Annotated in this window: 23 protein-coding genes; 12 read left to right on the plus strand and 11 right to left on the minus strand. The window is 66.0% G+C overall.

What is annotated here, in order from left to right:
• Positions 1–60 precede the first annotated feature (60 nt).
• The 9 genes from ASC78_RS14410 to ASC78_RS14450 all read left to right on the plus strand — a co-directional run bounded on the left by ASC78_RS14410 (position 61) and on the right by ASC78_RS14450 (position 9,068).
• Positions 61–498, plus strand: a complete 438-nt coding sequence (locus ASC78_RS14410; protein ID WP_055802483.1) for a PAS domain-containing protein — start codon at positions 61–63, stop codon at positions 496–498.
• Positions 498–1,745 (plus strand): formyl-CoA transferase, encoded by a 1,248-nt coding sequence (gene frc / locus ASC78_RS14415; protein WP_055802485.1) that lies wholly within the window; start codon positions 498–500, stop codon positions 1,743–1,745. Before ASC78_RS14410 ends, frc begins: the two co-directional genes overlap by 1 nt.
• 208 nt (positions 1,746–1,953) lie before the next feature.
• Positions 1,954–2,283 carry a hypothetical protein gene (locus ASC78_RS14420; RefSeq protein ID WP_055802487.1) on the plus strand — a complete coding sequence of 110 codons (330 nt, stop codon included), beginning with the start codon at positions 1,954–1,956 and terminating at the stop codon, positions 2,281–2,283.
• Positions 2,284–2,293: 10 nt separating this feature from the next.
• Positions 2,294–3,466 carry an ADP-forming succinate--CoA ligase subunit beta gene (gene sucC, locus ASC78_RS14425; RefSeq protein ID WP_055802489.1) on the plus strand — a complete coding sequence of 391 codons (1,173 nt, stop codon included), beginning with the start codon at positions 2,294–2,296 and terminating at the stop codon, positions 3,464–3,466.
• A gap of 346 nt (positions 3,467–3,812) precedes the next feature.
• On the plus strand, positions 3,813–4,712 hold the full coding sequence (gene sucD / locus ASC78_RS14430) for a succinate--CoA ligase subunit alpha (RefSeq protein ID WP_055802490.1): 900 nt from the start codon (positions 3,813–3,815) through the stop codon (positions 4,710–4,712).
• Between the two features lie 43 nt (positions 4,713–4,755).
• Positions 4,756–5,535 carry a fumarylacetoacetate hydrolase family protein gene (locus ASC78_RS14435; RefSeq protein ID WP_055802491.1) on the plus strand — a complete coding sequence of 260 codons (780 nt, stop codon included), beginning with the start codon at positions 4,756–4,758 and terminating at the stop codon, positions 5,533–5,535.
• Positions 5,536–5,577: 42 nt separating this feature from the next.
• Complete coding sequence (locus ASC78_RS14440; protein ID WP_055802492.1) at positions 5,578–6,591, plus strand: 2-dehydropantoate 2-reductase; 1,014 nt, start codon at positions 5,578–5,580, stop codon at positions 6,589–6,591.
• A 66-nt stretch (positions 6,592–6,657) separates the two neighbouring features.
• Positions 6,658–8,073 (plus strand): pyruvate kinase, encoded by a 1,416-nt coding sequence (pyk, locus tag ASC78_RS14445; protein ID WP_055803349.1) that lies wholly within the window; start codon positions 6,658–6,660, stop codon positions 8,071–8,073.
• Positions 8,074–8,138: 65 nt separating this feature from the next.
• Positions 8,139–9,068, plus strand: coding sequence for a LysR family transcriptional regulator (locus ASC78_RS14450; protein ID WP_055802493.1), 930 nt, complete (start codon positions 8,139–8,141; stop codon positions 9,066–9,068).
• 51 nt (positions 9,069–9,119) lie between these two features.
• On the opposite strand, the gene ASC78_RS14455 is transcribed toward ASC78_RS14450, so the two are convergent.
• Complete coding sequence (locus tag ASC78_RS14455; RefSeq protein WP_055802495.1) at positions 9,120–9,356, minus strand: hypothetical protein; 237 nt, start codon at positions 9,354–9,356, stop codon at positions 9,120–9,122.
• A 116-nt stretch (positions 9,357–9,472) separates the two neighbouring features.
• On the opposite strand from ASC78_RS14455, the gene ASC78_RS14460 reads away from it, so the two are divergent.
• Positions 9,473–10,327: a LysR family transcriptional regulator gene (locus tag ASC78_RS14460; RefSeq protein ID WP_055802497.1), complete on the plus strand. Its 855-nt coding sequence runs from the start codon at positions 9,473–9,475 to the stop codon at positions 10,325–10,327.
• A 28-nt stretch (positions 10,328–10,355) separates the two neighbouring features.
• On the opposite strand, the gene ASC78_RS14465 is transcribed toward ASC78_RS14460, so the two are convergent.
• From ASC78_RS14465 to ASC78_RS14495, 7 genes are all read right to left on the minus strand, one after another.
• On the minus strand, positions 10,356–10,658 hold the full coding sequence (locus ASC78_RS14465; protein ID WP_055802499.1) for a hypothetical protein: 303 nt from the start codon (positions 10,656–10,658) through the stop codon (positions 10,356–10,358).
• Between the two features lie 77 nt (positions 10,659–10,735).
• The gene (locus tag ASC78_RS14470) at positions 10,736–14,830 is read right to left on the minus strand and encodes a translocation/assembly module TamB domain-containing protein (protein ID WP_055803352.1); all 4,095 of its coding nucleotides are present in this window, start codon (positions 14,828–14,830) and stop codon (positions 10,736–10,738) included.
• A gap of 14 nt (positions 14,831–14,844) precedes the next feature.
• Positions 14,845–16,773, minus strand: a complete 1,929-nt coding sequence (locus ASC78_RS14475) for an autotransporter assembly complex protein TamA (protein ID WP_055802501.1) — start codon at positions 16,771–16,773, stop codon at positions 14,845–14,847.
• Between the two features lie 72 nt (positions 16,774–16,845).
• Positions 16,846–18,033, minus strand: a complete 1,188-nt coding sequence (locus tag ASC78_RS14480; protein ID WP_055802504.1) for a vWA domain-containing protein — start codon at positions 18,031–18,033, stop codon at positions 16,846–16,848.
• Between the two features lie 25 nt (positions 18,034–18,058).
• Positions 18,059–18,655: a GNAT family N-acetyltransferase gene (locus ASC78_RS14485; RefSeq protein ID WP_055803355.1), complete on the minus strand. Its 597-nt coding sequence runs from the start codon at positions 18,653–18,655 to the stop codon at positions 18,059–18,061.
• A gap of 25 nt (positions 18,656–18,680) precedes the next feature.
• Positions 18,681–18,932: a hypothetical protein gene (locus ASC78_RS14490; RefSeq protein ID WP_055802506.1), complete on the minus strand. Its 252-nt coding sequence runs from the start codon at positions 18,930–18,932 to the stop codon at positions 18,681–18,683.
• Between the two features lie 40 nt (positions 18,933–18,972).
• A complete protein-coding gene (locus ASC78_RS14495; protein WP_055802509.1) occupies positions 18,973–19,827 on the minus strand; it encodes an AAA family ATPase in 855 nt (284 codons plus the stop codon).
• Positions 19,828–19,989: 162 nt separating this feature from the next.
• Between ASC78_RS14495 and ASC78_RS14500 the strand changes: the two genes are divergently transcribed.
• Entirely contained in the window at positions 19,990–20,682 is a 693-nt protein-coding gene (locus ASC78_RS14500; RefSeq protein ID WP_055802511.1) for a c-type cytochrome, read from the plus strand.
• A gap of 100 nt (positions 20,683–20,782) precedes the next feature.
• Here the strand turns inward: ASC78_RS14500 and pcaG are convergent, their stop codons facing one another.
• Complete coding sequence (pcaG, locus tag ASC78_RS14505; RefSeq protein WP_055802512.1) at positions 20,783–21,391, minus strand: protocatechuate 3,4-dioxygenase subunit alpha; 609 nt, start codon at positions 21,389–21,391, stop codon at positions 20,783–20,785.
• A 20-nt stretch (positions 21,392–21,411) separates the two neighbouring features.
• On the minus strand, positions 21,412–22,137 hold the full coding sequence (pcaH, locus tag ASC78_RS14510; protein ID WP_055802514.1) for a protocatechuate 3,4-dioxygenase subunit beta: 726 nt from the start codon (positions 22,135–22,137) through the stop codon (positions 21,412–21,414).
• 107 nt (positions 22,138–22,244) lie between these two features.
• Between pcaH and ASC78_RS14515 the strand changes: the two genes are divergently transcribed.
• Positions 22,245–23,243: a LysR substrate-binding domain-containing protein gene (locus ASC78_RS14515; protein WP_235505096.1), complete on the plus strand. Its 999-nt coding sequence runs from the start codon at positions 22,245–22,247 to the stop codon at positions 23,241–23,243.
• Positions 23,244–23,265: 22 nt separating this feature from the next.
• On the opposite strand, the gene ASC78_RS14520 is transcribed toward ASC78_RS14515, so the two are convergent.
• Positions 23,266–23,700 carry a DUF1841 family protein gene (locus tag ASC78_RS14520; RefSeq protein WP_055802516.1) on the minus strand — a complete coding sequence of 145 codons (435 nt, stop codon included), beginning with the start codon at positions 23,698–23,700 and terminating at the stop codon, positions 23,266–23,268.
• Positions 23,701–23,865 lie beyond the last annotated feature (165 nt).

A 23,865-nucleotide genomic window follows, 5' to 3' on the forward strand; every position in this document is an offset into this window, starting at 1 on the left:
CTCGCCTGCTTGACCACAGGCAGGCGGGCTGGGAAATGACATGAAGCGCCAGAGGTAAACATGCAAGCGAACGTTGATTTCAAGCAGATCGTCGAAGGCGCCGGCGACGCGATCATGGTGTGCAATGCGGAAGGAGCGATCACGCTCTGGAACCGTGCGGCCGAGCGCATCTTCGGCTTCACCGAAGCCGAGGCCCTGGGCCAGTCGCTGGACATGATCATTCCCCAGCGGCAGCGCCAGCGGCACTGGGACGGCTACAACAAGACCATGGAAACCGGCATCACCAAATACGGTGCCGATCTGCTGCGCGTGCCGGCGCTGCACAAGGACGGGCACACGCTGTCGATCGCCTTCACGGTGTCGATGCTGTTCTCGGAGAATCGTGAAGTCACGGGCATCGTTGCCTTCGTGCGAGACGAGACAGCCCGCTTTGCGGAGGAGCGTAAATTGCGCGCTCGTCTGCAAGAAGCAGAGACCACGATCAAAGGAGACAGCTGATGAGCAAGGCACTTGAGGGCGTTCGCATTCTCGATTTCACCCATGTCCAGTCCGGTCCCACGTGCACGCAGTTGCTGGCGTGGTTCGGCGCGGACGTGATCAAGGTGGAGCGCGCCGGCGAAGGCGACGCAACGCGCGGCCAGCTGCGCGACATTCCCGGTGTGGACAGCCTCTACTTCACGATGCTGAACCACAACAAGCGCTCGATCACGCTCGACACCAAGAAGCCCAAGGGCAAGAACGTGCTCGACACGCTGATCAAGACCTGCGACGTGCTGGTCGAGAACTTCGCGCCCGGCGCGCTCGACCGCATGGGCATTACCTGGGCCCACATCCAGGAGCTCAACCCGCGCATGATCGTGGCCTCGGTCAAGGGCTTCGGCCCCGGCAAGTACGAGCACTGCAAGGTGTACGAGAACGTGGCGCAGTGCGCAGGCGGCGCGGCATCGACCACCGGCTTCGAAGACGGCCCGCCGGTCGTCACGGGCGCGCAGATCGGCGACAGCGGCACCGGCCTGCACCTGGCGCTGGGCATCGTGGCGGCGCTCTACCAGCGCAACAGCACGGGCCGCGGCCAGCAGGTGCTCGCGCCCATGCAGGACGCGGTGCTCAACCTCTGCCGCGTGAAGATGCGCGACCAGCAGCGGCTGGAGCGCACTGGGACCATGCACGAGTACCCGCAATACCCGGACGGCAAGTTCGGCGACGCGGTGCCGCGCGCCGGTAACGCCTCGGGCGGCGGCCAGCCGGGCTCGATTCTCAAGTGCAAGGGCTGGGAGACCGATCCCAACGCCTACATCTACTTCATCACGCAGGGCGCGGTGTGGCCGGCCGTGTGCAAGGTCATCGGCGAAGAAGGCTGGATCACCGACGAGGCCTACGCCACGCCGGCCGCGCGCCTGCTGCACCTGAAGCCGATCTTCGCGCGCATCGAGCAATGGACCATGACCAAGGACAAGTTCGAGGCCATGGACATCCTCAACCAGTACGACATTCCGTGCGGGCCGATTCTTTCAATGAAAGAGATTGCCGCCGATCCGTCGCTGCGCGAGACCGGCACCATCGTCGAGGTGGACCACCCGACGCGGGGCAAGTACCTGACGGTGGGCAACCCGATCAAGATGTCCGACAGCCCGACCGAGGTCACGCGCTCGCCGCTGCTCGGCGAGCACACCGAAGAAGTGCTGATGCAGCTGGGCTACACCGCGGGCGATGTGGAAGCTCTGCGCGCCGAGGGCGTGATCTGAGCCGCGGCGCGGCTTTTTTAATAGCGCAATAAAGACGCCGGCGGCCGATGCGCTGGCGATGGAATTCGTCGCCTCGAATGTATAACTTATCGTGAATGCATTCAATAAAATAGTTTAACTATTATTTATCGATCAACGAACCTACATTTTGATCATGCCGATCCACAAAACATTTGTCGCCCGGCGTTCAATTTCTAGGAGAAATTTCATGATCGATGAATTGCCAATTCAATACTGGAACAGCGAAACCGAGCGCAACGCCTACAACGCTGCCTTCTACGAACTCGGATTCCGCTGGCACTGGGACCGCGAAATCTATTGCCAGCTGCTGCGCGAGGGCCACGACGGCATCGAGCGGGTCAGCCATTACCTGAATACCCACCAGCCGCATTTGCTGCGCGCCTACGACGCCAAATTCCTGGCCGAGGTGATCGAACAGAAGAAGGAAGAGCATCAAAAGCGCGAGCTGGACTCCGGGGCCATGAAAAGGCGTTATTTCAACTGGGCTGAAACCCGCGGCGCGGAACTCGGCGCCTGAATTGCCCGCCATGAATATCCACGAGTACCAGGGCAAGGACGTACTGCGCAAATACGGCGTGCCCACGCCGCGTGGATATGCGTGCTTTACGCCGGACGAAGCGGCCGACGCGGCCACGCGGCTCGGCGGCAGGGCATGGGTGGTGAAGGCGCAGATACATGCCGGCGGCCGAGGCAAGGGCGGCGGTGTCCGGCTTGCCTGGTCGGCGGCCGAGGTGCGGCGCCATGCCGACGAACTGCTGGGCATGCAGCTTCGAACGCACCAGACGGGCCCCGAAGGCCGGCTGGTGAAGCGGCTGCTGGTCGAGGAGAGCGTCGAGATTGAAAAGGAGTTCTACCTCGGCATGACGGTCGACCGCGATTCGCGGCGCGTGGCCTTGATGGCTTCGAGCGAAGGCGGCATGGACATCGAGGATGTCGCGGCCCGCACGCCGGAAAAAATTCGCAAGCTGTTCATCGACCCGGTCACCGGCGTGAAGTCGGCAGAGGCCGATGGCATTGCGCGCGACATCGGCTTTTCGGGCAAGTCGCTGCTGCAGGTGCGCACGCTGGTGCAGAACCTCTACCAGGCCTTCGACGCCTGCGACGCTTCGCTGGCCGAGATCAACCCATTGGCGCTGACCCGCGACGGCCGCGTCATCGCGCTGGACGCGAAGTTCAACTTCGATCCCAACGCGCTGTTCCGCCAGACCGAGATTGCGGCGATGCGCGATCTCGACGAAGAAGACCCGGCCGAGATCGAGGCCTCGAAGTTCGATCTTTCGTACATACCACTGGACGGTGACATCGGCTGCCTGGTGAACGGCGCGGGCCTGGCGATGGCGACGATGGACGCGATCAAGCTCTATGGCGGATCGCCGGCCAACTTTCTCGACGTGGGCGGTGGCGCCACGGCCGAGAAGGTGACCGAAGCCTTCAAGCTGATGCTGCGCAATCCGAATCTGCGCGCCATCCTCGTCAACATCTTCGGCGGCATCATGAAGTGCGACGTGATCGCGCGCGGCATTGTCGCGGCGGCCCGTGAGGTCCAGTTGTCGGTGCCGCTCGTTGTGCGCATGAAGGGCACCAACGAGAGCCTCGGAAAGACCATCCTCGGACAATCGGGTCTTCCGATCATCTCGGCCAACGACATGGCGGATGCGGCCCAGACGGTCGTTGCTGCGGCTCGGCGAGGAGTTCGATGAAAACTCGCTCTTTGATGTGTCGTGTCGCGCATTCAGGGCGCGCTCCCGCCGACGGGGTACCTTGCTCCGCGAATGTCCCCCGCCCTTCGGGCTCCTCCTTTATTTCGCTGCGCAAGGCACCCCGCCAGCGGGATCGTTGGGCAGGGCGGACGTTTATCAGCCAGCACAACGACAGCGCTTGGTGTGAACAGGGCGCCGGGTGCTCCCCGCAGCGAAATAAAGGAGGAGGGCGAAGCCCGGGGGACATTCGCGGAGGGGAGTACCCGGTGGCCTGTGCACGCGCCCTGAACAAGAGCCCTGGACAAGAGCGCCAAGAACACAAGCAACGCAAGGTGGAGAGCTGAAGATGTCCATCCTCATCAACAAGCACACCCGCGTCATCACCCAAGGCATCACCGGCAAGACCGGACAGTTCCACACCGCCATGTGCCGCGACTACGGCAACGGCCAGAAGTGTTTCGTCGCCGGCGTGAACCCCAAGAAGGCAGGCAAGTCCTTCGACGGCATTCCAGTGTTCGGCACAGTCAAAGAAGCAAAGGCAGAAACAGGCGCCACCGTCTCCGTCATCTACGTGCCGCCACCCTTCGCGGCCGCGGCCATCGACGAAGCTGTCGATGCCGGGCTCGAGCTTGTCGTGTGCATCACCGAAGGCATTCCGGTGCGCGACATGATCCGCACCCGCCATCGCATGGAAGGTAGCAAGACCCTGCTGCTCGGCCCCAACTGCCCCGGCCTCATCACGCCCGACGAAATCAAGATCGGGATCATGCCGGGCCACATCCACCAGAAGGGCCGCATCGGCGTGGTGTCGCGCTCGGGCACGTTGACCTACGAGGCCGCGAGCCAGCTTGCCAACTATGGCATCGGGCAATCGACCGTCGTCGGCATCGGCGGCGATCCGGTCGGCGGGCTGCGGCACATCGACGTGCTGAAGATGTTCAACGACGACCCGCGCACCGACGCCGTGATCATGGTCGGCGAAATCGGCGGCAACGACGAAGAGATCTGCGCGCGATGGATCAAGGACCACATGCATAAGCCTGTGGTCGGCTTCATTGCTGGCGCCAGCGCTCCGCCAGGCAAGCGCATGGGCCACGCGGGCGCCATCGTTTCGGGCGGCAAGGGAACGGCAAAGGAAAAGTTGTCGGTGATGAGGGAGTGCGGCATTCACGTGACCGACAACCCGGCCGAGATGGGAAAGCTGCTCGCATCGCTCGTGATCCCCGACTACTTGCCCTTCGACTGAGCCCGGAAAAAACACACTCCAACAGAACCAAGGAAGGCGCGCCATGCAGCAGCAGAAACATCAGCAATGGGTCCGTTTTGAACACGGCGGCGAAACCGGATTCGGCACCCTCCTGGACGATGCCGTGCACGAGCACCGCGGCAACATGTTCGAGCACCCCGAGCCGACCGGCCGCGTGTTCGTGCTGGCCGGCGTGCGGCTGCTCACGCCCACCGAGCCCACCAAGGTCATTGCGCTGTGGAACAACTTCCACGCGCTCGGCGAAAAGCTGAAGCTGCCGGTGCCCGCGGAGCCGCTGTACCTGCTGAAGGCGCCCAACTCCTACCTCGCGCCCGGCGCGGACATCTGCAAGCCTTTGTGCGACGGCAAGGTCGTGTTCGAGGGAGAGCTCGGGATCGTCATCGGCAAGACCTGCACCGCCGTGCCCGAGGCCGACGCGCTGGGCCATGTGTTCGGCTACACCTGCGCCAACGACGTGACCGTGGCCGACATACTGAGCCGCGACGCCTCGTTCACCCAATGGGTGCGGGCCAAGGGCTTCGACACCTTCTGCCCCATGGGCCCGGTGGTGGCCACCGGCCTCGACCCCGCAACGCTGACCGTGACCACGCTGCTCAACGGCGAGGTGCGCCAGGACTATCCGATCAGCGACATGCGCTTTTCGGTCCAGCAACTCGTGAGCCTGATCTCCCTCGACATGACGCTGAACCCCGGCGACGTGATCCTGTGCGGCACTTCCATCGGAGTCGGTTCGATGAAGCCCGGCAGCCTTGTCGAAGTCGAGATCGGCGGCATCGGCAGGCTCGGCAACCGCTTCGGCTGAGCCCTGCGCGCGCGAAAAGATTCAACAACCTTGGGGATCGACATGAAGATAGCAGTCATCGGAGCGGGCGCCATCGGCGGCTTGGTGGGCGCAAAGCTCGCCCTGGCCGGCGAGGACGTGACGTTCATCGTGCGCGGGAAAAATCTCGACGCCATTGCCACCAACGGCTTCAAGCTCATCGGTGCGGATGGGGCGGAGCAGGTGGCGCGGAACGTCAAGGCCACCGACCGCTACGACCAGGCGGGGCCGCAGGACATCGTCATCCTCGCGATGAAGGCACACCAGGTTGAAGCCGTGGCGAACGACGTACCCAAGCTGTTCGGTCCCGAGACGGTGGTGGTGACGATGCAGAACGGCATACCGTTCTGGTACTTCCACAATCATGGCGGCGCGCTGGCGGGCACGCCGGTGCGAAGCGTCGATCCCACGGGCCTGGTGGCCGCGAAGATTCCGGCCGAGCGGGTCATCGGCTGCGTGGTGTACCCCGCATCGGAACTGACGGCGCCCGGCGTGGTCAAGCACATCGAGGGAGACCGCTTCCCGGTCGGCGAGCTCGACGGCTCATCGAGCGATCGCGTGAACCGCGTCTCGACCTGCCTGGGCGCTGCGGGCTTCAAGGCGCCGGTGCTCGACAACATCCGCGCCGAGATCTGGCTCAAGCTCTGGGGCAACCTGACCTTCAACCCGATCAGCAGCCTCTCGCACTCGACGCTGGTCGACATCTGCCAGTACCCACCCTCGCGCGAGCTGGCCGCGGCGATGATGCGCGAGGCGCAGGCGGTGGCGCACAAGCTGGGCATCGAGTTTCGCGTGACGCTCGACAAGCGCATTGCCGGCGCTGAAAAGGTCGGCAAGCACAAGACCTCGATGCTGCAGGACGTCGAAGCCGGCCGCGCACCGGAGATCGATGCGCTGGTGGGCGCCGTGGTCGAGCTGGCGCGGCTCACCGAGACCCCGACGCCGCACATCGACACCGTGTATTCGCTCGTCAAGCTGCTGGCGCGTACGATGGAAGAACAGCGCGGCCGGGTCTGCCTTCACGAGATGGCGAGCTAGCTCTTTTCAGGCTGCGCATTCTGCGCCGTGTGCGCGCAGTGATCGATCGATGAAATGGAACGGATGATGCGACGTACACGCAGCGCGAAGATCGTGGCCACGCTGGGCCCCGCCACCACCGACGAACCGGCCATTCGTGCCTTGTTCGAACGCGGTGTGGATGTGTTCCGGCTCAACTTCAGCCACGGCACGCAGCACGACCATGCACGCCGCCTCGACACGATCCGGCGGCTCGAAAAAGAGTTCGGCCGGCCCATCGGCGTGCTGCTCGACCTGCAAGGGCCCAAGCTGCGGCTGGGCACTTTCGAAGGCGGGCGCGCGCAGCTCGATGCAGGGTCGCACTTCCGCCTCGACATGGACAAGGCGAGCGGCAATGCACGCCGCGCGCCGCTGCTGCATCCGGAAATTTTCGCGGCGCTGGAGGTCGGCACGGAACTGCTGCTGGACGACGGCAAGCTGCGGCTGCGTGTGGACAGCCACGGCGCCGACTTTGCCGAGACCACGGTCCTGGTCGGCGGTCCGATCTCCGACCGAAAGGGCGTCAATGTGCCGAGCGTGCTGCTGCCGATCTCGCCGCTCACGCCCAAGGACCTCGACGACCTGGCCTGTGGCCTGGCCATGGGCGTGGACTGGGTGGCGCTCTCTTTCGTGCAGCGCCCCGAAGACATCGAAGAGGCGCGCGCCATCATCGGCACGCGCGCGTGGATCATGGCCAAGCTCGAGAAGCCAGCGGCCATCGACCACCTCGATGCGATCGTCGATCTGTGCGACGGCGTCATGGTGGCGCGCGGAGACCTCGGCGTGGAGTTGCCGCCCGAGCGCGTGCCCGAACTGCAGCGCCTCATCGTGCGCGCCTGCCGCAAGCGCGGCAAGCCGGTGGTGGTGGCCACGCAGATGCTCGAATCGATGATTGCCGCGCCCGTGCCCACGCGCGCCGAGGTGTCCGACGTTGCGACCGCCATCTATGACGGCGTGGACGCGGTGATGCTCTCCGCCGAATCGGCCTCCGGCAAATACCCGCTCGAGGCGGTCGCCATGATGGACCGCATCATCTCGCGCGTGGAAGCCGATGCGTCGTACCGGATTGGCATCGACGCCACGCACGAGGCGTCGCTGTCGACCACCGCCGATGCCGTGTGCGCTTCGATGCGCCAGGTGGCCGCGCTGTTGGCGCCCGCCGCCACCGTCACCTACACCTCATCGGGCTTCACCAGCCTGCGCGCCGCCCGCGAGCGGCCGGCCGTTTCCATCCTGAGCCTCACGCCCGACGTGGCCACCGCGCGCCGCATGGCGATGGTGTGGGGCGTGCATGCGGTGCTGGTCGACGACGTGCACGACGTGGCCGAGATGATCGAGTGCGCCTGCCGCATCGCTTGCACCGAAGGCTTCGCGAGCGCGGGCAACGACGTGGTGGTGGTGGCCGGCCTGCCGTTCGGGCTTTCGGGAACGACCAACCTGCTGCACGTCGCGCGGATACCCTAGGCCGCATTCGCACGGGCCGTGGTGCGCAGTACGATGCCCGCTCGATTGCAGCAATTTTTCTCCGAATGAAGCACGCGACCCTGCGCCAGTTGAAAGTGTTCGAAGCGGTGGCGCGCTTGCTGAGCTTCTCGCGCGCGGCGGAAGAGCTTCACCTGACGCAGCCGGCCGTCTCCACGCAGGTGCGCAAGCTCGAAGAGCACGCGGGCAATGCGCTCTTCGAGCAGTTCGGCAAGAAGATCTACCTGACCCCCGCCGGCACCGAACTGCTGCAGATCAGCCGCGCGATCATCCAGCAGTTCGAGGCGGCCGAGAACGCGATGCTGCAATTCAACGGCGTCTCGGGCGGCAAGCTCAACGTGGGCGTGATCAGCGCGGGCGATTATTTCTTTCCGCGCCTCCTGGTGGAGTTTGCGAGCCGGCACCGCGGCGTGACGCTGAACTTCACGGTGCACAACCGCGAAGGGCTCATGACGCACATCGCGGAGAACCTCACCGACCTGGCAATCATGGTGCGTCCGCCGACCGACCTGGACACCATCAACCAGCCGTTTGCGCCGCACCCCTATGTGATCGTCGCGGCGCCCAATCATCCGCTGGTGGGCGTGCCGAGAATTCCCTTGAAGCGGCTGATGCGCGAGCCCTTCGTGGTCCGCGAGAAGGCCTCGGACACCTGGCACTCGATGGAAGAGGGCTTTGGCGGCGACCTCTCCGGCATCAACATCGCCATGGAGATCCGCAGCACCGAGACCATCAAGCAAGCGGTGATCGCGGGCATGGGCGTGAGCTTCCTGTCGGCGCACACCATCAGCCAGGAAACCCGCGCCGGCAGCCTGCGCGTGCTCGACGTGGAGGGCTTTCCGCTGATGCTCAACTGGTACGTGGTGCACCGCCGAAACAAGCGGCTGCCGCCGGTGGCGCAGGCCTTCAAAGACTTTCTGCTGGCCGACGGACCGGCGCTCATTTCGCAGATCGTGCCCTTCGACTCCGGGGCCTGAAGACGGAACTGGACGCGGTGCAGGTTCGTCCTGCGCCCGATGCGCCGCCGTTCAGCGCAGGCCGATGCGCGAGGCGCGCGAGCGCAACACCTCGGCCCGCCGGGGATCGACTGCTTCGATGCTGTCGGCCGCAACTTGCAGCGCACGCATCTGCTCCATCTCGCCAATGAGCTTGTTCGGGCTCAGCAGCGCCTCGGCCAGCATCAGCGCCTCGTCGACAAGCGCCTTGAACGCATCGGCAAGACTTTCGGTGGGGCCGACGTGGAATGGCTCGCGAAGGGTGGGCATCGATCAACTCCTGGTTGGTATGGATGCCTTCATCTTGGGCCTGCGTTCGCAGCAAGTAAAACGATATTAATTGCCAGTTGAGTGCAAAAATAATGCACTTAAAAACTGGATGCGGCATGGACATCAACCTCGCCCGAACCTTCCTCGAAATCGTGGAGACACGCAGCTTCCTGCGTGCCGCACAGCGGCTGCACGTGACGCAAACCTCGGTGAGCGCGCGCGTGCGTACGCTGGAAGGGCTGCTGGGGCGGCCGCTCTTCGTGCGCAACAAGGCAGGCGCGGTCCTGACTGCCGCTGGTGAGCAGTTCTTGCCGCACGCCACCACGCTGGTGCAGGTGTGGGAGCGCGCACGCCACCAGGTCGCGGTGCCGAGCGGCAGCCGCGCGGTGCTCGCCATCGGCTGCGAAATCAGCCTGTGGGACCCGCTGCTGCTGCAATGGCTGCTCTGGATGCGCACCGCCGCGCCGCAGCTGGCCATTCGTACCGAGGTGGGCTTTCCGCACGACCTGCTCGACAAGGTGGCCTCGGGCGTGCTCGACATCGCCATTGCCTACGCGCCGCAGCAGCGGCCTGGCCTGCGCGTGGAATTGCTCATCGAGGAGAAGCTCGTCATGGTGACCACCGCGAAACGTCCGCGCGTGCCGCGGCCGGCCGACTACGTGTATGTGGACTGGGGCCCGGAGTTCGCGGCGCAGCATGGCCTCGCGTATCCGGAGCTCTCGAACGCCGCGGTGAGTGCGGGGCTTGGGCCGCTCGGCCGCGAGTACCTGCTGGCGGCGGGCGGCACCGGCTATTTTCGGCACGACGTGGTGCGCAGCCATCTCGAGTCGGGCCGGCTGCGCCGCGTGCCCAACACGCCGGAGTTTTTGTACCCGGCCTACGCGGTGTATGCGGTGGGCGCGGACACCGCCATCGTGGACCCTGCGCTAGAGGGCTTGAGGAAGGTCGTCAAGGCCAAGCCGGCCGGCTAGGTTGACAGGTTGGCTGAGGGTTTGGCCGTCAGGTGGCCAACATGTGCCTTGCGCGCTCCACGCGCTCTTCGTGCGACTGGAGCAGCGACTCGTAGTAGAGGCACAGCGGCATGGCGATGAACACCATGCCCGCAACGTAGATGATGAGGCTCATCAGCGGAAAGTCATCGCCTCCCCAGTAGGGAATGGACGCCGCCGCGGCGCCGGCTGCGATGACTGCAATGACGCACTGCAACGCGGTGCGCAAGAACGTGGTTCGCGAGTAGCCCGGCGGGTCGTACTTCTGACGGTCCAGCGGGGAACACTCGCCCTTGTCTCCATCATCGTGCATCGTCGTTCCTTGTTAGAAGGGCGTCGACGATTCTTATCCCGTGAATTGCCGTGGTCAAGGCGGCAGACCCGGACCCCTCAGTCGTACTTCAAGGTGTAGATCAGGTCGAGCCCGCTGGTCTGTCCGGCCTGCCCGCGCAGCGTGAGCCGTTGCGTCAGGTCGTAGAAAATGAAGATCGTGCCGAAGGTGCCGCCCACGCTGCGTTCGTAGGTCAAATAGAAATCCTTCGACAGCCGCTTGCCGAGCGTCACTGCGGACTCGCGCAGGTCGCCGCCGTTGCCGGGCCCCTTGAAGCCGAGCTCGTCGAGCCCGAAGCGGCTTGCCAGGCTGCCGCCGCTCCCGCCCTTGCTGACATGGCCGATCAGCGCAAGGGCCGCCTGCTGCAGCAGCGCCGATTCGCCGCCGCTGGTGGCCGAGGCACGGCCCAGCACTACCCACGACAGCGTTTCCGCATCGGACAGTGCGGGCTCGGAGTAGAGCTTGACGCGCGGCGATTGCGCGGTGCCCGTGATCTGCACGCCGGCGCGCTGCGAGATGTTGGGCCGGATCGCGAGGATGTCGAGCGCGGGATTGTCGAACGGCCCGTTGAAGCGGGCCAGGCCGGTTTCGACGTCGAGCTGCTGGCCATAGGCGCGGTACTGGCCCTTCACGGTCTTCACTTCGCCGGTGATGCGCGGTGGCGCATTGAGCTTGGTGCTTCGGATCTCGACCTCGCCCTCGAGCCGTGTGGTGATGCCGCGTCCCTGCACCGCGAAGTCGTCGCCCAGGTCGAAGTTCACTGCGATGTCGGGCGGCTTCGCGGTCTCCGGCCGGGCGGCCCGCGCTTCGCTGCTGGCGGCGTCGCGCTGCGCCTGCTCGGCCGCCTCGCGGTCCTTGGCGGCCGAGCGCACGACCACGTCGGTGCCCAGGCTCGGCGCGGTTTCGTCGGGCAGGATGATCACTGCACGGTCGGTCTTGAGCTTGCCGCGCACGCTGAACTGGCCGCCGTCGAGCCGGGCTTGCAGGTTGCCCGACAGCGTGACCTGGCGGTCGGTGCGCACCAGCACGCGCAGCGAGCGCAGATCGGCCTGCAGCGCCATGCGAATGCCGGTGCCCGATGCGCCGGCCGCACCCCAGCCGATGTCGCCGCGCGCCGAGAGCGAGCCGCCATCGACGGCGGCCTGGCTGGCCGCGGTGCTGCGGTTGCCGCTCTGGCCCGCGATGCGCACGTTGCTGCCGGCGCCGCCCTTGAGCGTGAATTCGGTGACGTCGATGCGCGTGCCGGTGAGCGTCGCGCGCAGGCGGCCATCGCGCAGGTCCAGTCCTTCGACGGGCGCGCGCAGTGCGAGCTTGTCTGCGCCCAGCGTGCCGTTCCAGCGCGGCGTGGCGCGGTTGCCCGAGAGCGCGGCATCGGCGTCCAGCGTGCCTGCAATGCGCCAGCCAGGCGGCGCCAGCATCGACCACACGCCCAGGTTCGGCAGCGCGGCCTTGATGTTGCCGGCCAACGGCGCATCGGCCGCCCACTGCCAGCCTTCCGCGCGCTGCTGCATGCGCGTGTTGAGCTGGGCGTCGATCTTGCCCGCGCGTTCGCTGTCCCAGGCCAGCGTGGCGCGCACCGCATCGGCTTGCGCATCGAGCCGCAGTTCGGCCTGGCGCAAACCGGCGGGCGTGCTGGGTGCGGCTCCGCCGGCCGCGCTCGAGTTCATCGTGCGCTCGCTGGCCGTGCCGGTGCCGCGGCTGGTGATGCGCGTGACCAGCGCGGCCTCGCCGGCCTGCACGCGGATGTCCCCGCTCTGCCGCGCGAGCCGTGCATGGGCGCGCAGCGTGTCGCCGGCGTCGATGTCCCAGTCGCCGTCGAACATCAGGTCGCCGCTCACGCCCAGTTCATTGAAGGTGGTGCTGGCGCCGAAAGCCTCGGCCCATGCCATCGGAAGGCCTTGCAGCGTGCCCTTGGACTGCATGCGAAAAGCCTGATTGGGTGCCACGCCGCTGCGAGTGAAGCGCAGCGGCTGCCATTCGATGCGAACGGTACCGGGCGCCGGTCCGCGCAATGTGGCCGTGGCTGCGGAGGCTTCGACATCCAGGCGGCTCGCGGCGCCGCTTCCGCTCGTCTTGATCGTGGCGGTGACTTCTCGGCCGAGCTCCAGGGTCCAGGGCGCGGCGGCAGTGCCGAAACGCGCGCTGTCCAAGGCCTGCAGACGCAGGCTCGCGAGCGCGGCACGCCAGTGGTTGGGACCCGCAAGGCCACCACTCGCGCGTGCATCGACCGTGAGCTTTTGCGTGCCCGTGGCAGCTTCGCCCTGCAGTGCGAGCGTGGCTTGAGCCAGGCTGCCGGCGAGGTCCGCACGCAGGTCTTTCAGCTGCAGCGTAGTGACCGCGGCGTTGCCATTGCCATTTGCGTTGGCCGCAGGCATGCGCAGGTCGAGCCGAGGTACGCCGAGCGTTGCTTTCAGGCTCGGCTCCGCGATGCCGCGCTGCGCCGGCGCGGCGGGGTTCTCGAGCCGGCGCTGGATGGTCTGCCAGCCGCCCTGCCAGCTGGCGTCGAGTCGCGCGGAACCCTTGGCGCTCTTGCCCGCGAACACCTTCGACAGCTCGGGCAGGCCCTCGATCCAGCGCTGCACGGCATCGGCATCGTCGATACGCGCCTTGATGTCGCCGCCCCCTTGCGCCGGTGCGATGCGGCCTTCGAGTTGCGCGCTTCCGCCCGGCAGCGCCAGGTCGAGCTTGCCGCTCGCGGCCTGCTCGGCCACTCGCACCTGCAGCTTGCCCTCGATGCTGGCGCCTTCGGCCTCGAGGCGCAGGGTGCGCAGGTCCAGCACCTGGTTTTTCCACTGGCCCTGGGCCAGCGCGCGGTCGAGGCCGAAGCCGGGCATGGCCTTGCTGCCGGCACCGCCTTCGGCGCGGAGCGCCAGGTCGAAGCCGATCGTGTCTTCGCGTTGCTGTGCCGTCGCCGTGCCGCTGATCGGTGCGCCCGAAAGCTCGCTGTGCAACAGGCCGGCGCGCACGCCGCGCACGTTGGCGCGCACCTGCCACGGTGCAGGCGCCGGGCTCCAGCGGCCCTGAGCTTCGATGCGGCCGCCGCCCGTGCGCAGCATGGCTTCGGGGATGGTCCAGTTGGTGCCGTCGAAACCCACACGCGCCTCGACCTCTTCGAGCGGCAGCGCGCCCTTGTCCCACGGCCCGGGCAGCGCGTTGCGGATGCTGGCCGAGGCCTGCCAGGCGGCGGGGCCGGTGGCTGCATCGGGCTGCAGCTCGACCGTGCCGGTCAGGCGGGTCTTCGGCGCGCCGGGCCAGAGTGCGGCCGCATCGACGTTGCGAAGGTCGGCCTTCGCATCGATGACGGGCTGCGGCAGCCAGGGCGCGACATTGGCTTGCAGCTTGGCTTCCATGGGCGCTTCGGCGTCGGGCTCGGCTGGCTTCAGTTCGGCGGCTATCTGCAGCCGCGCATCGCTACCTGCGAGCTTGCCCTTGATTGCGGCTTCGGCCAGCACGTCGATGCTGCGGCCTTCGGCCAGCGGCGCCTTCACGCGGCCGTTCAGCGTGGCGTCGAGCGCCATCGGCGCAGGGCCCTGCAGCTTCACGCGCGCGCTGTAGTGGCCTTCGGCAATGTCGACGCCCTTGACCTCCAGCTGATGCTCGGTACCGGTGTAGCGGTAGCTGCCCGTGAGCTGGTCGGCCTGGAGTGCGGGCGGGCCGGTCCACTGCAACTGGTCGATGCGAAACGGCACGTCGACCTCGATAGGCAGCGCGAGCTGCTCGAGCGGCTCGGTGGGCGTGTCGCTCGGCGGGCCACGTTTTTCGATGACGAGCCGAGCCGCGTGCACTTCGCCCAGCTGCAGCTTGCGCTTGAACAGCGGGGCGAGCTGCCAGCCGATGTCCGCCTCATGCACCTCGACCGCCAGTTTCTCGCTTTGCCAGCGCAGCCAGCCGATGCGCCCGCCCGTTCGCAGCGAGCCCGTGACCTCGCGGCTTTCGAGCGACTGGCCGGGGGGCAGGTAGCGCGCGGCCTTGGCCAGCGCGAAGGCCAGCGACTGGTTGGAACCGAGCCACCACCAGGCGCCCGCACCCACGACGAGAACCAGCGCCAGCAAGCCGGACACGGTCCAGCCCAGCGCACGCAGCGCGCGGCGCGTGCGCGAGCGCCGTGCACGCGGAGCGGCGTTGTCGGGCTGGAGTTCGGCGTCTGTCTGCATCGATGGGGTGCGCATCAGAAGGTGAAGCCGAGGCGGAAGTGAAGGCGGAATTTCTTCGTGTCCACGCCATAGGCAAGATCGGCCTGCACCGGCCCCACCGGGCTGCGCCAGCGCGCACCCACGCCCACGCCGACCTTCGGTTTGAGTTCGCCAGGCTTGTCGGCCACGCCGCCGGCGTCAACGAACACCACGCTCTCCCATTCGGTGAGCTTGTCTTTGTAGACGAAGGGCCGCTGCCATTCGACGCTCACGACGCCGAGATAGCGGCCAGCCACTATCTGGCCATCGTCGCGCACGGTGCCGATCTGGCGGTAGCTGTAGCCGCGCACGGTGGTGTCGCCGCCGGTCAAAAACATCAGCGTGGAGGGGATCTGCGCGCTGTCCTTGGCGGACACCGCACCGGCTTCGGCGCGCAGTTGGAGGCGGCTGCGGCGAGCCAGCGTGGCGTCGTCCCGGCCCTCTGCAAACCCCAGCGGCAGCACGCCGAGCCAGCGTGCATAGGTGCGCGTGAAAGGCAGCTGCTCGCCGGTCAGCGTGTAGCCCGCGGCCAGTTCGAGTGCCAGGCCAAAGCCTCGCGTAGGCCGGGCGTTGTCGTCGAAATAGCGGCTGGTCCAGCCCCAGTTGGCGGTGACTGCGGAGGCCGAGGGCGGGGCGTTGGTGCCGCGGTTTTGTGCGTAGTCGTATTGCAGGAAGTAGCTTCGGTCGATGTGGCCGCTCGACTTGCTGCGCCCGCTGCGCACGCGGCCGCTGTCGACCACGTAGCTGCCCGAGGTTTCGCTCTTGAGGCCGGCGCCCGCGAACCAGCGCCAGCCGTGATCGTCGGGGATGGCATTCCATTCGGTGGACAGCGATTTGACATCGCTGTCCACCGACAGCCGCGACACGGCACGCCAGCCGAGCAGCGGCAGCTGGTTGTGAATGTGGTCGATGGACAGGCGCGGCCCGCTGTCGGTGGTGAAGCCGGCGCCCAGCACCACCTTCTGCATCGGGGCTTCGCGCAGCTGCGCGATCACGGGCGCTGCCAGCGGCGTGCCGCTCTCGGTGTCGAGCGTGAGAAACACCGAGTCGTAGTAGCCGCTGCTGGCCAGGCGCTGCTGTGCATCGAGGAGCTTCTGCTGGTCGTAGTCGGTGCCGGTGGGGAGCTGCGCGATGCGGCGCGCGCCATCGGCGTCGTAGCGTTCGGTGCCGCGCAGCACCAGCGGGCCGAAGCGGTAAGCGGGGCCCGACTGGTAGGTGACGCTGAGCCGGGCCTCTTGCCGGTCGGCATCGATCTCGGCGCGGCTCACTTCGATGCTGCCGGTGGGAAATCGTTTGGCCGTGAGGCTGCGCAAAGCCGTGGCCTTGGCGTTGTCCCAGCCCTGCTGCGTGAAGGGTAGGCCGGGCCGCAGCGCCCAGGCGGTGCGGATCGAGTCGCGCTGGGCCTCGGCGGTGGGGTCGTCTGCTATCGCGCCGCCGTAGCTGAGCTGTACGTTGCTCACGCGGGTGAGCTCGCCCGGTTCCACGGTGATGACGATCTCGCGCGGAGCCTTGCTGCTGGCCGGTGTTTCGTTGAGTTCGAGTGTCAGCGTGGGCGTGAAATAACCCAAGGTGCCGAGCAGTTCGCGGGCGTTGGTTTCCGCCGCCACCATGAGCCGCGAGATCTCGGTGGCGCCCAGGTCGTCGAGCGCGCGGTAGCGCTGGATCTCCAGATGCAGCGCGAGGTATTCGCGCACGGTGTCGGGCCCGCGCACGTCGACAGTGAATGCATCCCGCCGTGGGCCCTTGTCGCCGTCCTTGCGGGTTTCATCGGCGGCGGTGTCGCCGCTGCGCACCAGTGCAGGGGAGGCGCTGTCCGTGGCGGCTTCTTTTTTCGGCAGCAGGCTGCATCCTTGCAAAAGCAGGACGCCGAAAAAAAGCAAAGCCGGCAACCACGCCGGCAGAAGGACTGGGACCACCCTGAACATGGGCGGATTTTGACAGCAAGGCGCGCAGGCTCCGGAAGCATCCGGAAACAGAGGCGCATGCCGCACGCCGCCTTACTTCGAAAGCATTCGCATCGCGTCTTCGAGGCCCCGCAGCGTGAGCGGGTACATGCGGTTCGACATGAGCTGCTGCATCACCGCGATGCTCTGGCGGTATTGCCACACGCCCTGCGGCTCGGGGTTGATCCAGGCGAACTTGGGAAACGCGTGCGTGAGCCTCTGGACCCACTCGGCGCCGGCTTCCTCGTTGTTGTATTCCACGCTGCCGCCGGGCTGCAGGATTTCATAAGGGCTCATGGTCGCGTCGCCGACGAAAATGAGCTTGTAGTCCTTGTTGTACTTGCGCAGGATGTCCCAGGTTGCGAACTTCTCGGAGAAACGGCGCTTGTTGTTCTTCCACATGAAGTCGTACACGCAGTTGTGGAAGTAATAGAACTCCAGGTGCTTGAACTCGGTCTTCACGGCCGAGAACAGTTCTTCCACGCGCTGGATGTGCTCGTCCATGGTGCCGCCCACGTCCATCAGCAGCAGCACCTTGACGTTGTTGTGGCGCTCGGGCCGCATCTTGATGTCGAGGTAGCCGGCATTGGCCGCGGTGGAGTGGATGGTGTCGTCCAGGTCCAGCTCTTCTTCATGGCCTTCGCGCGCGAACTTGCGCAGCCGCCGCAGAGCCACTTTGATGTTGCGCGTGCCCAGTTCCTGGCTGTCGTCGTAGTCCTTGTAGGCGCGCTGGTCCCACACCTTGACGGCGCTCTTGTTCTTGCCAGCACCGCCGATTCGAATGCCCTGCGGGTTGTAGCCGCCGTGGCCGAAGGGCGAGGTGCCGCCGGTGCCGATCCACTTGTTGCCGCCCTCGTGGCGTTCCTTCTGCTCCTCGAAGCGCTTCTTGAGCGTTTCCATGAGCTCGTCCCAGCCCATCTTCTCGATCTTGGCTTTTTCTTCGGCCGTGAACTCGCGCTCCAGCGTCTTGCGCAGCCAGTCGAGCGGCACTTCCTTGGTGAAGTCGGCCAGCATCTCCACGCCCTTGAAGTAGGCGGCAAAGGCGCGGTCGAACTTGTCGTAGTGCTTCTCGTCCTTGACCAGCGCGGTGCGCGAAAGGTAGTAGAAGTCATCGAGGCCAAAGGCGCCGTCGGAGTTGGGCCCCACCACGTCGGCCTGCAGCGCCTCGAGCAGCGTGAGGTATTCCTTGACCGAGACCGGCAGCTTGGCCGAGCGCAGCGTGTAGAAAAAATCGATCAGCATGGTCGGGCTTTCGTTGGGCTTGTCTTCAGCTTCGCGGCTTGTCGAGCAGGTAGAGCAGCTGGGCCTTCACCTCGGGCCACTCGCCCGAGCGCAGGCTGTACATGACGGTGTCGCGGATGGTGCCGTCGCGGCGCATGGCATGGCCGCGAATCACGCCGTCTTTTCTTGCGCCCAGCCGCTCGATGGCTTGCTGCGAAGCGAAGTTGAAATTGTCGGTGCGCCAGCCCACCACGTTGCAGCCGAGGGTATCAAAGGCGTGCGTCAGCATGAGCAGCTTGCAGGTGGTGTTGACGTGCGTGCGCTGGCAGCGTTTGGCGTACCAGGTGTAGCCGATCTCCACCCGTTTCACGGCCGGCAGGATGTCGTGAAAGCTGGTGCTGCCGAGCACGGTGCCGCTTTCGGCCTCGGTCACGGCAAACGCAAAGCGGTGGCCGGCTTCGCGACCCTGCAGGGCGGTCTCGATGTAGGTGCGGGTTTCGTGCGGCTCGGGCACAGAGGTGACGCGCAGCTTCCAGAGTTCGCCGTCGGCCGCGGCGGCGCGAAGGCCTTCTTCATGGCCGAGCGACAGCGGCACCAGGGCCAGGTCGCGGGCCTTCAGCGTGACAGGTTCGACGAACGCCATCTTCAACATCCCTCGGGATTGCTTTTCAGCCTCTTGGCTTGCCGTACTTGCGGTCGTACCAGGCCCGGGCCAGCTGCACGCCGCCGCCGCCGCCCACGCCGATCAGCACAATGCCGAAGATCTCGCGGTTGCCGTAGCCGTTGGGCCCGAAGGCATCCAGCCCCAGCTTGAGGCCGATCCAGCGGCCGAGCAGCGCACCGGCCACGAACAGCACGGCCTGCGCGACGCCCAGCTTGAGCAGCTGCCCGACCGGATGCGGCGCTTGTGGCTGGCTCACAAGGAAACCTCCGTGCTTCGCACTGCGGTGCGACGGGGTCTCATCGGTTGTTCCGCTGCATGAAGACGAGCTTTTCGAACAGCGTCACGTCTTGTTCGTTCTTGAGCAGCGCGCCCACCAGCGGCGGCACGGCAACCTTGTCGTCCTTGCTCTGCAGGGCCTCGATCGGAATGTCTTCGGCCACCAGCAGCTTCAGCCAATCGAGCAGCTCGGAAGTGGAAGGCTTCTTCTTGAGGCCGGGCAGGTTGCGCACGTCGTAGAAGGTCTTCATCGCCGACGTGAGCAGTTCCTGCTTGAGGCCGGGGAAGTGCACCGCCACGATGTGCTTCATCGTCTCGGCATCGGGAAACTTGATGTAGTGGAAGAAGCAGCGGCGCAGGAAGGCGTCGGGCAGCTCCTTCTCGTTGTTGGAGGTGATGAACACCACCGGCCGGTGCTTGGCGCGGATGAGCTCGCGCGTTTCGTAGCAGTAGAACTCCATGCGGTCGATTTCGCGCAGCAGGTCGTTCGGAAACTCGATGTCGGCCTTGTCGATTTCGTCGATGAGCAGCGCCACCGGCTCGTCGGCCGTGAAGGCCTGCCAAAGGACGCCCTTGACGATGTAGTTCTGGATGTCCTTGACGCGTTCGCCGCCGTCCACGTCCTTGAGCTGCGAGTCGCGCAGGCGGCTCACGGCATCGTATTCATACAGGCCCTGCTGCGCCTTGGTGGTCGACTTGATGTGCCACTGCAAGAGCGGCAGGCCGAGCGATTCGGCCACTTCCTCGGCCAGCATCGTCTTGCCCGTGCCGGGTTCGCCCTTGACGAGCAGCGGACGTTTGAGCGTGATGGCGGCATTGACTGCCAGCATCAGGTCCTGAGTGGCGACGTAGTTGTCTGAGCCCTTGAATTTCATGAGTGGAACGCAAGCAGGTGGAGGAAGGCCGGGTGGAGAAAAGAACACACTCGATTCGCTTTGCGCGGCCTTTGCGCGGCCGGCGTGGGTTCCCGGAGGACCCTTGCATATAATCGAATGTTGATTCGAAAAACTGTAGCTCCACGAGATTGTGCGCGCAAAATGAACAAGTTGTTGACCACGATGTTTGCCTTCGCTGTCGCTTGCGTGACGGTCTCGGCGCAAGCCCAGCAAGCCAAGGGCGATGCCCAGAAGGGTGCCAAGCAGGTCGCCATGTGCGTGGGCTGCCACGGCATCATCGGCTACCAGGCCAGCTTTCCGGAAATCCACAAGGTGCCAATGATTGCCGGCCAGAGCGCCAGCTACATCGCTGCCGCACTCACCGCCTACAAGAACGGCGACCGCAAGCACCCCACCATGCGCGCCATTGCCGACACCCTCAAGGAAGAGGACATCGCCAACCTGGCCGCCTATTACAGCCAGCTGGGCCTGAAGGAAGGCGAGGCACCGCCGGCCGCCCTGGCCAAGCCCATGCCTGAGAACGTGCAGGCCCTGGTGGCGCGCGACAAGGACAACAGCTGCACCAAGTGCCACGGCGCCAACTTCAACACGCCCAACGACGGCACGGTGCCCAAGCTGGCCGGTCAGCATGCCGACTACCTCTTCGTGGCGCTCAAGTCGTACCGCGTCAAGAACAACCCGCACCTGGGTCGTTCCAACGCGGTCATGGCGCAGCAGGTCGAGCCCAAGAAGTTCACCACCGCCGAACTCAAGACGCTCGCCAGCTACATCAGCTCACTGCCCGGCGAACTCAAGACGGTGCCGGAATCGCGCATCCACCACGGCGCGCAGTAACAAGCACAAACAGCGGCAGGCGCAGCCCGAGCGGCGCCATTCCCCGCCCCCATGAAAAAGCCCGCGTGAAGCGGGCTTTTTTTCGTCCGGGCGATGCCGGTCAGACGTCGAAGAACACCGTTTCGTCCGCGCCTTGCATGCGGATGTCGAAGCGGTAGCTCACCGCGCCGCCTTGTTCCACGCGCTCGGCAATCAGCGTGTGGCGGCGCTCGGCCGGCACGCTGGCCAGCACGGCGTCCTTGGCGTTGGCTTCGGCCTCGTCGCTGAAATACACGCGCGTGAACGCATGCAGCAGCAGGCCGCGCATCAGCACGATCACATTGATATGCGGGGCTTCGCCCGGCGTTTCTGCGCCCGGCTTCACGGTGTGGAAGACGAAGCGGTTCTGCGTATCGGTGCCCGTGCCCGCGCGTCCGAAGGCGCGAAAGCCGATCTCGCGCGCCTCGGCCGGGGTTTGCGGATAGCGGCCTTCGCCGTCGGCCTGGCTGATTTCGACCAGCGCATCGCCGATGGGATTGCCATCGCCGTCGATCACGCGGCCCTCGAGCCGGATGCGCTCGCCAGCGGCGTCGTCCAGCGCCACGACGGCGTCGAAAGGCTGGTCGAAGTCGTAGCCGTACTGGGTGGCGGTGAGGCCGTAGGCAAAGTAGGGGCCCACGGTCTGGGAGGGGGTCTGGCCGAAGTCGGCTTCCTGTGCGCTCATCAACATGGTGTGTGTCTCCTTCTTGCTCAGCGGTTCTCGAACGGCGTTTCGTCGGCGCCGCGCAGCACGATGTCGAACTGGTAGCCCAGTGCGTAGCCTTCCTCGGTGATGTCGAGGCTGAAATCGGCGATCAGCCGGTTGCGGTAGCGCTCGGGCGTGCCGGTGATCATGGGGTCGTACTGCATCAGCGGATCGCCGGGGAAATACATCTGCGTGACCAGGCGGCTCGCAAAGCTCTGGCCGAACAGCGACAGGTGGATGTGCTGCGGACGCCAGGCGTTCGGGTGGTTGCCCCACGGGTAGGCGCCCGGCTTGATGGTGAGGAAGCGGTAGCGGCCCTCGCTGTCGGTCAGGCAGCGGCCCGCGCCCAGAAAGTTGGGGTCGAGCGGTGCGTCGTGCTGGTCGACCTTGTGCACATAGCGGCCCGCAGCATTGGCCTGCCAGAGCTCCACCAGCGTGTTGGCCACAGGGCGGCGGCGCTCGTCGAGCACCTGGCCGGTCAGGATCATGCGTTCGCCCAGCGGCTCGCCGTTCTTGCACGCGTTGCGCGTCAGGTCGTGGTCGAGCGCGCCGATGCCGTCGTGGCCGTAGACCGGCTGCTGCAGCTCGCCCAGCGAGGCTTTCAGCGGAACCAGGGGCTTCTGCGGACCCCGCTTCACGGTCGACTTGTAGCCGGGGTAGACGTAAGAGGGGTGGGCCTCCCAGTCGCGCGGCGTGAGGATGGCGGGGGATGCCTTGGTTGGGGTCGACATGCGTTGTCTCCTGCGGTGGGGCGGATCGAGTTTTGGAGACTGAACTTTAGAAGTCCCGTTCGATGATGTAAATTGAAGATTGATCCGTTTTGAATAACCAAGAGTAATTGAACACTCCTGAGAAGCTTCGCCAGGACTTCGTGCGCAACGTGCAGCTGCGGCACCTGCGCTGCCTGGTTGCGGTGGCGCAGGAGCGCCACCTGGCGCGCGCCGCGGAGCGCCTTTCGCTGAGCCAGCCGGCCGTCTCCAAGACGCTCTCGGAGCTCGAAGCCATCGTCGGCGCGCGCCTGGTCGAGCGCAGCAAGGCCGGGCGGCGCGGCGTGCAGGGGCTGTTGCCGGCCGGCGAACAGCTGCTGGCCCACGCGCTGCGCGTGCTGGAGGCGCTCGACGCCAGCGCGGAGGCGGTGGCGCCCGCTTCGGGCGGACGCATCGAGCGGCTGCGCATCGGCGCGCTGCCGAGCGTGGCACCGGCCCTGCTGCCGATGGCGCTCGCACGTTTCCGCGAGCATTGGCCCTCGGTGCAGGTGGTGGTGAAGAGCGCCGCCAATCCGGTGTTGCTCGACGAGCTGCGTGCCGGCGAACTCGACATGGTGGTCGGCCGCATCAGCGATCCGCGGCTGATGGGCGGGCTCAGCTTCGAGCTGCTCTATACCGAGCCGCTGGTGTTTGCCGTGCGCGCGGGCCATCCGCTGGTGGCGCGGTCCGCTCGCGCGGTGTCGGTGCAGGCGGTGCTGGACTATCCGCTGGTGGTGTACGGGGAGGGCACGATTCCGCGCCACAACACGGAAAGTTTCTTGTCGGCGCGCGGCCTGGTGCTGCCGCCCAACGCGCTTCAGACGCTCGACGTTGCAGTGGCGCGCGGCCTGCTGGCGGTGTCCGATGCGGTCTGGATCACGCCGCTCGGCGCGGCGCGCGGCGAATTGGCCGATGAGCGGCTTGTGAAGCTGCGCATCGAAACCGCCGGCACCGACGAGCCGGTGGGCCTGCTGCTGCGCAGCGATGCAGAGCCCTCGGCCTTGCGCGTGGCCATGGCCGCGCTGCTGCGCGAAGGCGCGAAGCAGCAGGGCGCGCCGCCTTCGCAGCCCAGGAGAAAGCCGCAGGGGTAGCGATCCAGCCCTGCGGATGTGCCTAGTCTTTGGTTGCTCGTCGCTGCACGCAGCCCACGTAGCCATCGCCATCCGGCGGCCGGCCGGCGCGCTGGCTCTCCCACATCATCTGGCCCAGGCATTCCATGGCCTCGTGGTGCGCGTCGAGCAGCGAGCCGCGGCGGGCCGCCAGCAGTTCCACGGCTTGGCGAATGCCACGCGGCTGGTCGATCGAGCACTGCTCGCTGATCGACAGATGCATGGAGAGGTGCAGGAACGGATTCTCCCGGCCGTTCGAGCCGTCGTACACACGTGCCACCGCCGCATCGGCATCGGCCAGGTCGCCGTGGTACTCGGGGTGCGCGTCGATCCATCCCGCCGCAATCGTCTCTAGCGCTTCCATCGGCAAGCCCTGGCGCTGCTTGGCGTACACGTCGCAAAAGAAGCGGCGCACATCTTCCTGGGAGGGGTTGAACATATCTGTATGAAGAAGAGAAAGCGAGGTTGATGTTCCGGTAGCGAGACGTTACATCGTTACGTAACGAAGCGCCAAAAGACCGCTCTCGCGGCTTGTTTCGACGCTGTCACGCACGCCGGTTTTAAATAAATATCTATATGAATCAATAACTTGCGTCATTGGCTG

The sequence above is a fragment of the Variovorax sp. Root318D1 genome, from assembly GCF_001424835.1.
In the GTDB taxonomy this organism is placed as follows: Bacteria; Pseudomonadota; Gammaproteobacteria; order Burkholderiales; family Burkholderiaceae_C; genus Variovorax.